We start from the raw sequence: 9,189 nt of genomic DNA, 5'->3' as shown, positions 1-9,189 counted from the left end.
GCCACATCAGCTCTACATTGCGTCCCGCTTCACGCTCCAGCCGGCGGCTCGACGGGATCCGGTTCAGATAGCCGTAGCTGAACAGCTTGAGCAGAACGGCAGGATGATAGCCCGGTCGCCCCGTGCGGGCGTGGGCAGCGCGCACGAACCCCAAGTCAACCAAATCGAGACCATCAACGAAGAAATCGACCACCCGAACCAGATGATCCTCATCGATCCAGTCCTCAAGACGATCCGGAAACAGCATCGTCTGCTCGCGCGCAATACCTTCGATGAAACCCGACATGCCGATCCCCCGCAGCCATGCCAAAGTCTATCACAAAGCCGAGTTTCCACACAGTCTCGGCCGTAAGCGGATACTGAGGGGGCTCACGCCCCCTTCTCGAACTTCACGACCGGGACGCCGAGCTTCTTGGCCTTGTCGGCGAGGTTCTCCTGGATACCATTGCCCGGGAAGACGAGGACGCCCACGGGCAGCACACCGAGCATGGCGTCGTTGCGTTTGAAGGGCGCGGCCTTGGCATGCTTGGTCCAGTCGGGCTTGAAGGCCACGTGCGTCACGCCGCGAGCCTCGGCCCATTTGGCGGCGATGAGTTCGGCGCCCTTCGGGCTTCCACCGTGCAGAAGGACCATGTCGGGATACTTGGTCCGGACCTGATCGAGCTTGCCCCAGATCAGGCGGTGATCGTTGAAGTCGGTTCCACCGGTGAGGGCGACCTTTGGGCCTGCGGGTAGCATCACCTCGGTCTCTGCGCGGCGCTTGGCGGCCAGGAAATCGCGGCTGTCGATCAGCGCCGCGGTCATGTGCTGGCGGTTCACCATCGAGCCAGTGCGGGGGCGCCAGGTGGACCCCGTGTGATGGACGAACTCGGTGGCGGCGTGATCGCGCATCATGTCCATGCAGTTCCGCCGTTCGATCAGGGTCAGGCCTTCGGCCGTCAGGCGCTCGAGTTCGACGGATTTCACCTCGGAGCCGTCCTGCTCGCGCTGGAGGCGGCGCTGCGCCTGTTCGTTTTCGTCGAGCGACCGCTCAACCCTCGCTGTGGCGCGGTGGAAGAGGTTGACCTGGCCCCAGAGCAGTTCTTCGAGGTCGGGTTCCATGCGGGTGTCTTCCAGGGTCGCGACGAGGGCATCGAAGATGTCGGCGACGGCGACCGCAAGGCGCTGCCCATCGGGCATCGGGCGCGGATCGGGCTCGTCAAAGGGGCGGTAGCCATAGAGCTGCAGCTCGTCGAGCGCATGGGCGGTCTGGGATGCGGTGTGGGCGGGTTCATACGCGTCGTCGTGGGTGTGGATCGTCATCGGTTCTTGCCTCCGGGCCTCAACTCGTCCGCGCGTCATCCCGCGCGGCCTTCATGGGCTGCGAAAGCCGTGAGAGGGGCTGCCCCTTCACCCCCTTTCGGGGCCGGAACGCATGTGGAGGAGGACGGGGGGGCGGCTGATTTGATGATGTGGACACCCCCACCCCAACCGTCGAATCTGGTTTCAACGGTTCTCCGGGAAGAAGGAGTGGTTGGATATGTCCGGAATGATCATTGGCCTCGATCTCGCGAAGTGTCAATCGGCATCGTAACGGGACCCCTTATCGGCTCCCAAAAGGGACCCCTGCCTCTGGTTGCATCGGGTCAGCGCGCGTAGGCCCGGAGCTCTCCATTTAGCGCAGGGGCCTGCGGGCGCGGGTTGTTTGTCTTTTCGGCTTTAGCTTTGAGAGCGGTTTTTGAAGCGCCAGGATTCATTCCCGGTCTCAACGATTTCGCAATGGTGGGTTAGCCTGTCGAGGAGGGCGGCGGTCATCTTGGCGTCGCCGAAGACGGCCGGCCACTCGCCGAAGGCCAGGTTCGTCGTGACGATGATCGAGGTCCGCTCGTAGAGCCTGCTGATCAGATGGAAGAGGAGCTGGCCGCCGGCCTGAGCGAATGGGAGGTAGCCGAGTTCGTCCATGATGACGAAGTCGAGCCTGGTGATGAAGTCGGCCAGCCGCCCCTGCTTTCCGCTACGTGCCTCCGTCTCGAGCCGATTGACGAGGTCGACGACGTTGAAGAAGCGGCCGCGTGCGCCGTTGCGGATTAGGGCGCGTGCGAGCGCGATGGACAAATGGGACTTCCCCGTGCCGGTTCCGCCGACCAGAACGATATTGTGCTGCTCGGCGAGGAAGGCTCCTGTCGCAAGCTGGCGCACGAGCCCTTCGTTGACCGGCGTGTCGGTGAAGTCGAAGTCGTCGATGTCCTTGGCCAGCGGCAGCTTGGCGACGGTGATCTGGTATTTGATGGAGCGCGCCTGCTTCTCGGCGATCTCCGACTGAAGTAGGTCGCCGACGATGCGTGGCGGTTCGTGCTGCCGCTTGATGCCGGAGGCCATGATCTCGTCATAGGCGCTGCGCATGCCGAACAGCTTCAGCGTGCCCATCATGTCAAGGATTTGGGATCGTTCCATATCAGCTTGCCCTCCTAAGGCTGTCGTAACGGGCGCAATCGGCCAGAGGCTCGTGGGTCAGGCGAAGCGCGTCGGGAATGGAAAGGATGGCGGCCGGCTGCGGATCACGCTTGCGGGCCAGGATGTTGATGATGACGGCAGCCGAGAACACGCCCTGATCGAGCGCCTCCTGGCAGGCCGCTTCGACGGCGGGGAGTCCGTCCAGGCCCACACATTCGAGGATCGACACCATCTGCCGGTCGCCGTCATGCATGGCCTTCAGCCGGCGGCGCACCTTCTCCATGGCGGCGGGCAAAACCCAGTCGTGGAATGGCGCACCGTTGCGCAGCGCTCCCGGTTTGCGGGTCAGGACCGGCACGTAATGCCACGGATTATAGATCGTCTCGCCACGGCCGAAGCAGCGATCGTGTTGGCCGATCTCCACGCCATCCTGCCGGATGACGATGCGATCGGCATAGGCATGTATCTCGGCCGGGCGGCCGACTGCCGTGGACAGCACCGAGTATTTGTTGTTGTCGAAACGCACGAGGCAGGTCTTGCCGATCGAGGCCTGCACTGCGTGGAAGCCGTCGAACTTGCCGGGATAGCCGACCAGGTGCGGCCGTTCCCCATCGAACACCTCCCAGATCGTGCGCTCCGTTTGATCGACATGCTTGTGGGCGCGGGCATAGCTGATGCACTTGTCCAGTAACCAGCCATTCAGCTCATCGTAGGATTTGAAGCGTAGCCGCGGCGTGAAGAAGCGTTCCCGCACCAGATTGACCTGGTTCTCGACCTGGCCCTTCTCCCACCCCGACGCCGGCGTGCAGGCCACCGGCTCGATCAGGTAATGGCTGCACATCTGCAGGAAGCGGCGATTGTACTGCCGTTCCTTGCCGACGAAGACCGTCTCCACCGCGGTCTTCATGTTATCGTAGATGCCGCGCGTGCAGGCCCCGCCGAAGAACGCGAACGCCCGGTCATGGGCATCGAAGACCATCTCCTGCGTCTCGCGCGGATAGGCTCTCACATACATCATCCGGCTGTGGCAGAGCCGGACATGCGCCACCTTTACCGTCGTCGTCACGCCGTTCAGCACGACGATCTCGTGGCTCCAGTCAAACTGGTAAGCCTCGCCCGGCGCATAATAGAGCGGCACGTAGGCTTCCGCCGTTACGGAGCCGCGTTCCTTCGCCCAGGTTCGGGCGTAGCGCCGGACTGTGTCGTAACCGCCCTCGTAGCCGAGGTCGCGCAAGTCCTCGAATATCCGGATCAGTGTCAGCCGTTCGCGAGAGGATTTGGCCTCATTGGCGAGCAGCATTCCATCGAGCTGATCGCGCCAGGGCCCGAGCTTCGGCTGAGGTTGACGGGTCCGCTCATATTTGAACTCCGTCTCATCGCTGCGCAGAACCTTCCGCACCACTTTCCGCGATATGCCAAGCTCCCGGCAGATCGCCTTGATCGACTTGCCCTGCACACGGGAAAGTCGACGTATCTTTAGAATTGTCTCCACAACAAGCATCCAAATAAAAAGCCTCCGATGAAACCGGAGGCTGTTGTAACCCCATCGCAGATGGGGGTCCCGTTTGGACGCCGATCACCCCAAATGCGGGGTCCTTATTCCATGCCTAATCACAACCACCTCCTTCTCGTTGGCAATTGCGGGCATGAGGCGGGACTGAATATCGATCACCAGCAGGACTGAAGACGGCAGCTGTATCTTCATGTCGAAACCCTTCTCCCAATTTCACGAAGTTTGCTCTCGGCGAAAACGGTCATGAGAGCTTCTGGTGCTGCGTTGAACATCTTGATCCGGCCGGTGTGCAGAAGCAGTAGCAAGCCGGCCGCATGAGCAAAAACATCGACCATCAGGAGATCGGCATCCCGCTGCGGGACACCGAGGTCTGACGCAGCATCGGCTATTGGCCGGAGAGCGTTTTCCAGCGCCTTGTTGAGTTCGGTATCGGTTTCCCTACTCAGACCGGCAGGCTTCATGCCGCCACGGAAAAGGTAGAAACCCAGATCGAGCTCTTGGGCATTTTGGGCGTAGTAGTGATAGAACGCCATGGCCGCAGCGCGGAACCTGTTCGCGGGATCGTCTAGCCCCGCGAGCTTCCCAACGACTTCGGTCTGCAGGGCTGTCAGCGACAACCGCAGCAGCTCCGCGTAGATGGCTTCTTTCGATGAGAAATGGAAATAGAGCGCGGCTGGCGTGTATCCCGCCTTCGCCGCGATGGCGCGTAGGCTTGCCCCTTCCAGCCCTTCGGACGCGAAGACCTCTCGTGCCGCATCGAGGATGAGTTGTCGCTTGCTCTCCGCAAGAGATTGTTTTCTTTTTGTTTTCTGATTTGACACGGACACCTCAAGGAATCTCCTTGACGAACGTTCTAACAGTGTTCGATAACTTGAACAAGAATCTAACGGTGTTCAAATTCTGCTATAAGGGAGAAGAGCATGCTGATGACCGCATCGGACTATCGGGACTCTCTGAGGTCATACTCGCCACGCGTTTTTATCAACGGAAACCGGGTCGAAAGCGTTGCCGATGAACCGCTCCTTGCACCCGGGATCAACGGTGTGGGAGTAACCTATGACTTTGCTCACCGTCGCGAGCACAAGGAGCTGATGACGGCCGAGCAGTCGACCAGCGGCCGGACCGTGAACCGGATGTTGCATATCAACACGTCGTCGGATGATCTGTTGAAGAAGCTCGAAGCCGTCCGACTGGTCTGCAAGGTCTCCGGGTGCGCGCAACGCTACCTCAGCCATGATGCCCTGAACGGGATCTATCAGGCGACCTATCGAACCGACGCCAACCACGGGACCGATTATTCGCAACGCTTCCTCGCCTATTTGCATGACGTGCAGGACCGCGATCTCACGCTGGGCATCGCCATGACCGACGCAAAAGGCGACAGATCGAAACGGCCCGGTCAACAGACGAACCCCGACGTCTATGTTCACATCAAGGAACGGCGGCCGGACGGGATCGTGATCTCGGGCACCAAGGCGATCGTTACAGGCGCCCCTTACATGCACGAGTTTCTCGTGATGCCGTGCCGCACCCACACGAAAGAGGATGCTGACTTTGCCGTCTGCTGCGCAGTGCCCTGCGACGCGCCCGGCGTGACGATCGTGGCGCGTCCGGCGGGACGGCCCGGCGAAGCCGCGGCGAAGTTCTCCGCCAAATACGGGCAGTCCACCGGGGTCGTGATCTTCGAGGATGTGTTCGTTCCGCATGAGCGTGTCTTTCTTGCCGGGGAATATGAGGAAGGCGGATTCATAACTACCTCCTACGCGAACCATCACCGGCATTCCTGTATCGGGGCGCGGGCCGGTTTTGGCGATCTTCTGATCGGGGCCGGTGCCCTCATGATTGACGCCAATGGCCTGGATGCCGACCGGCACGGGCATATCCGCGAGGCGATGGTCGATCTGATCACAATCACGGAAGGCTTCTATGCCTGCGGCGTCGCGGCCTCGGTCTATTTCGAGCAGGATCCCGTCGGCTCTGTGATGCCGGACGCCGTCTTCTCAAACATCGGCAAATTGCTTCTGGCGACGAAGATCTACGATATGCACAAGGTGGCGCACTACGTTTCCGGCGGGCTGATCGTTGCGCTGCCCGGGCCGGATGAGGACCACAACCCTGAAACGAAAGCTTCCTTGTCCGCGGTCCTGGGAGGACGCGCCGACATCCCGATGGAGCGCCGGATGGAAGTTTCGCGGATGATCGAGGACCTGACCGTTTCGAACCAGGGCGGATGGTACTCGGTGATCTCCCTGCACGGAGGTGGATCGCCCGAGGCGATGAAGCGCGAAATCTGGCGGAACTACCCGGTTGCCGAGCGAAAGGAGCTGGTGAATGACCTGTTGGATCGGGGCGTTCTGGCGGAAGGCCGCAAAGTCTCGCGTCAGCCCGGGCGCTGCTGTGCGACCGGTTGCCAGGCACCAGCGAAGGTCACAGGGGGTGCCGAGGCGGAACTGCCGAGGTAGATAGCGCTGATTTTTGGAACAGTCATTCTGTGAAAAATGCCTGCTTTTCGACGAAGTTGGCTGTCCAAAGGAAGGGGAACGGGTGGCTTTCCATCCAGGTCAGCATTTCATTGAGCTGAGCCGTCGCGCGGCAGGCCCCCTCAACCTGTTGGTCGACAGCACAGGGATCAAGTTCTTAGGCGATGGGGAATGGCTGGCGCGCAAGCATGGCACCCACCGCCGACGCCAGTATCGCAAGGTCCATCTGGCAATGGATACCGCCACCGGGGACATCTGCGCGGTGGAGTTCACCTCCAGCGACAAGGGTGACAGTCCCGTTCTGCCGGATCTCCTGGACCAGATCCCGCCCAATGAGACGATCGGCACCGTGACCGGAGACGGCGCGTTCGACATGCGCCGCTGCCACACCGCGATCATCCCCATCCGCAAGAATGGGCGGCGATGGCGGGAGGATTGCCCCGCTGCCAAAGCCCGCAACGAGATCCGTCGCGCGACCCAACGTCTCGGCCGAACCATCTGGAAGCGCTGGACCGGCTATCATGCCCGAAGTCGGGTCGAGGCGAAGATGCGATGCTTGAAGGCTTTTGGCGAGAGGATCGCATCACGTGACCCGGACCGCCAACCCGCCGAAATCCACATCCGAATTTCCCTCATGAACCGCTTTAACGCGCTCGGCACCGCCGAGATCGAACGCGTTGCCTGAACCAAAAGGGAAAAGGGGCTGCTCGCTCCGCCGCTGACTTCTGCAACAACGCCGTGTAAGGTCTGGCAGGAGGTTTGTGTCCGATGTGCGGACAAAGCGCTAATTCGCTGCAGTTACTCGAACGACCGCTTCACGGTGAATCTAAATTCGTTCGGGAAAGCGCCTGATGCGTTGCACCAGGCGCCTCTTGTTCCTGTCACATCGCGTTACTTGATGGCGAGGATGTCGAAGTTGTGGACGTTAGCGACCACACCGTCGTCCCACCCGCCAGCGACCAACTCCGCTGCCCGTTCGTTCAGCAGCCCGGCGACTTGACCGGCAAAGTGTGCTTCACGGCCAGCATTGTTGGCGAAGATGTCGAAGATTGCGAAGGATGTTTCGTCAATCTGCAGCGCCGCCCAGAACAATGTGCCGGGTTCGGTTTCTCCGACGATGGGACCAGCTGCGGTCAGCAAGGCTGCCAATTCCGGCCCTTTGCCGGGTGCTGCTTCGAGCGTGATGTACGTGGCTGTCGTGGCCGAGTAGAGATCAACCGGTTCTTTCACCGACAGGACATCGGAATTTTTGATATTCGCGACAACACCATCGTCCCAGCCCCCGGCGACCAGCGCGTCGGCATTTTGGTTCAAAGCCGCGGCCACAGCGCCGGAGAAATGCGCATCGCGCGCTTCTTCATCCACGAAGATATCAAAGATCGCGAGCGTATCGTCGGCTTGCAAGGCAAACCAAAGCACGGTGCCCGGTTCGGTGTCCGCGACAATCGGGGCGGCTCCGGCCAGAAATTTGGCGAATGCTTCGGTCTGGCCTTCAGCGGCGGGCATGGCGATGTAGCTGGCAGTGTGATTTTCCATTGGGGTTTCCTGTGCGAGTGCAGATGTCGTGATCAAGGCCAAAGCGGCAAGTGTCTTGAGAATTTGGGCTTTCATGGTCGCCTCCTGATCGACAGGTCGTCGTGGTTGGTTTCGATGCACCCTTTTCCCATGCCGAATGCCTCAGGCACCAATCCCGAACTTCTATTCTTTGATAGACATGTGCTATGGTGAACCTCATGGCGGAAAGTGACGGAGACTGTGGCAGTGGAGATGAACCAGATCAGGTATTTTTTGGCTGTCTGCCAGCATCGCAACTTCACCCATGCCGCCAGCGCCTCAAATGTTTCCCAACCGTCCCTGACGACCGCGATCAAGAAACTTGAACACGAGCTCGGGGGTGATCTGTTTGTCAGGGACCGCGCGGGATGCAGGTTGACGGCACTCGGAAAACTCATGCAGCCAAGGCTACAGAAAGCGCATGACGAAACGCAGGCAGCCAAGGCAGAAGCCGTCCGCCACACGCGACTAGAGCGGGTTCCTGTTTCTGTCGGTGTTGGCGAAACGATCGGTCACAACCGGATTTCAGCCGCCGTGGAACGCTTCCGTACACGATTGCCGCAAGCCGAAATAGAGTTGATCGTGGCTTCTGCCTCCAAGCTTCTGGCCGGCTTGCGAGAGGGTGAATTTGACGTCGTTGTCACGGCGGCGACGGTCAGTGAAGACCTCTATCGAATAGACCAGCTCTATGACGAGTCCTACAAGGTTGTGGTGTCCAAGTCGCACCCGTTGTCTGAACGAGACGCTATTTCTCTTTCTACACTCGCTGAAACTGACATGCTCGATCGACTCAATTCCGAAATGCGGGATGCGTTGCATGGGGCATGTGCAGACCAAGGTCTCGAACTCTACGCGGCCTATCGGTCAAATCGCGTGGATTGGTTAGTCGAACTCGCACGGCAGGGATTAGGCGCGGTGATTTTGCCAACCACGGCAATTCCAGCAGACAGGGGCCTCGTTTCGATACCCATAGACGACCTTGAAATTTCGCGAACTGTTTCTGCTCTTCGTTATCGGCACCAAACGACGAGACCAGAGACAAATGATCTGATCCGTGAGATTGCGCGTGTGTAGGCGGAGTATCATTGATGGCCGACATTCGCGCATAGTGCAGTAACTGGTACTTTGGGCTTAGGCTGTGCGGAAACTCTCGGGCGTGATGGCGCATGGTGCCTTTGAAGGGGGCATTTCTCCGGGGCGGTAGATTTT

At 60.1% G+C, this 9,189-nt stretch carries 8 protein-coding genes and 1 pseudogene; 3 read left to right on the top strand and 6 right to left on the bottom strand.

Translation table 11 applies throughout. The features are described from left to right. The 5 genes from AC1Q5O_RS27140 to AC1Q5O_RS27120 form a co-directional block, all read right to left on the bottom strand. Positions 1–286, bottom strand: a 286-nt coding sequence (locus AC1Q5O_RS27140) for a transposase (RefSeq protein ID WP_492567185.1), incomplete at its 3' end; no start/stop codon positions are given. An 83-nt stretch (positions 287–369) separates the two neighbouring features. Further along, the gene (locus AC1Q5O_RS27135; RefSeq protein WP_492567183.1) at positions 370–1,302 is read right to left on the bottom strand and encodes a DUF2493 domain-containing protein; all 933 of its coding nucleotides are present in this window, start codon (positions 1,300–1,302) and stop codon (positions 370–372) included. 396 nt (positions 1,303–1,698) lie between these two features. Next, on the bottom strand, positions 1,699–2,433 hold the full coding sequence (gene istB / locus AC1Q5O_RS27130; protein ID WP_003501246.1) for an IS21-like element helper ATPase IstB: 735 nt from the start codon (positions 2,431–2,433) through the stop codon (positions 1,699–1,701). A 1-nt stretch (position 2,434) separates the two neighbouring features. After that, entirely contained in the window at positions 2,435–3,934 is a 1,500-nt protein-coding gene (istA, locus tag AC1Q5O_RS27125) for an IS21 family transposase (RefSeq protein WP_003501244.1), read from the bottom strand. A gap of 200 nt (positions 3,935–4,134) precedes the next feature. Next, complete coding sequence (locus tag AC1Q5O_RS27120) at positions 4,135–4,767, bottom strand: TetR/AcrR family transcriptional regulator (RefSeq protein ID WP_189383083.1); 633 nt, start codon at positions 4,765–4,767, stop codon at positions 4,135–4,137. A 99-nt stretch (positions 4,768–4,866) separates the two neighbouring features. On the opposite strand from AC1Q5O_RS27120, the gene AC1Q5O_RS27115 reads away from it, so the two are divergent. Together AC1Q5O_RS27115 and AC1Q5O_RS27110 are read left to right on the top strand one after the other, a co-directional pair. Beyond that, a complete protein-coding gene (locus tag AC1Q5O_RS27115) occupies positions 4,867–6,408 on the top strand; it encodes a 4-hydroxyphenylacetate 3-hydroxylase family protein (RefSeq protein ID WP_492567180.1) in 1,542 nt (513 codons plus the stop codon). Between the two features lie 121 nt (positions 6,409–6,529). Next, positions 6,530–7,111, top strand: a pseudogene (locus AC1Q5O_RS27110) (IS5 family transposase); the annotation flags it as partial. Positions 7,112–7,317: 206 nt separating this feature from the next. Here AC1Q5O_RS27110 and AC1Q5O_RS27105 read toward each other — a convergent pair. Beyond that, positions 7,318–8,037 (bottom strand): putative quinol monooxygenase, encoded by a 720-nt coding sequence (locus AC1Q5O_RS27105; protein WP_189383080.1) that lies wholly within the window; start codon positions 8,035–8,037, stop codon positions 7,318–7,320. 156 nt (positions 8,038–8,193) lie between these two features. Between AC1Q5O_RS27105 and AC1Q5O_RS27100 the strand changes: the two genes are divergently transcribed. Continuing rightward, positions 8,194–9,054: a LysR family transcriptional regulator gene (locus AC1Q5O_RS27100; protein ID WP_492567177.1), complete on the top strand. Its 861-nt coding sequence runs from the start codon at positions 8,194–8,196 to the stop codon at positions 9,052–9,054. Positions 9,055–9,189 lie beyond the last annotated feature (135 nt).

Source organism: Phyllobacterium sp. MT110 (assembly GCF_058792715.1).
Note: the sequence above shows the minus strand (reverse complement) of the source record. Positions and strands in the feature narration are given on the sequence as shown.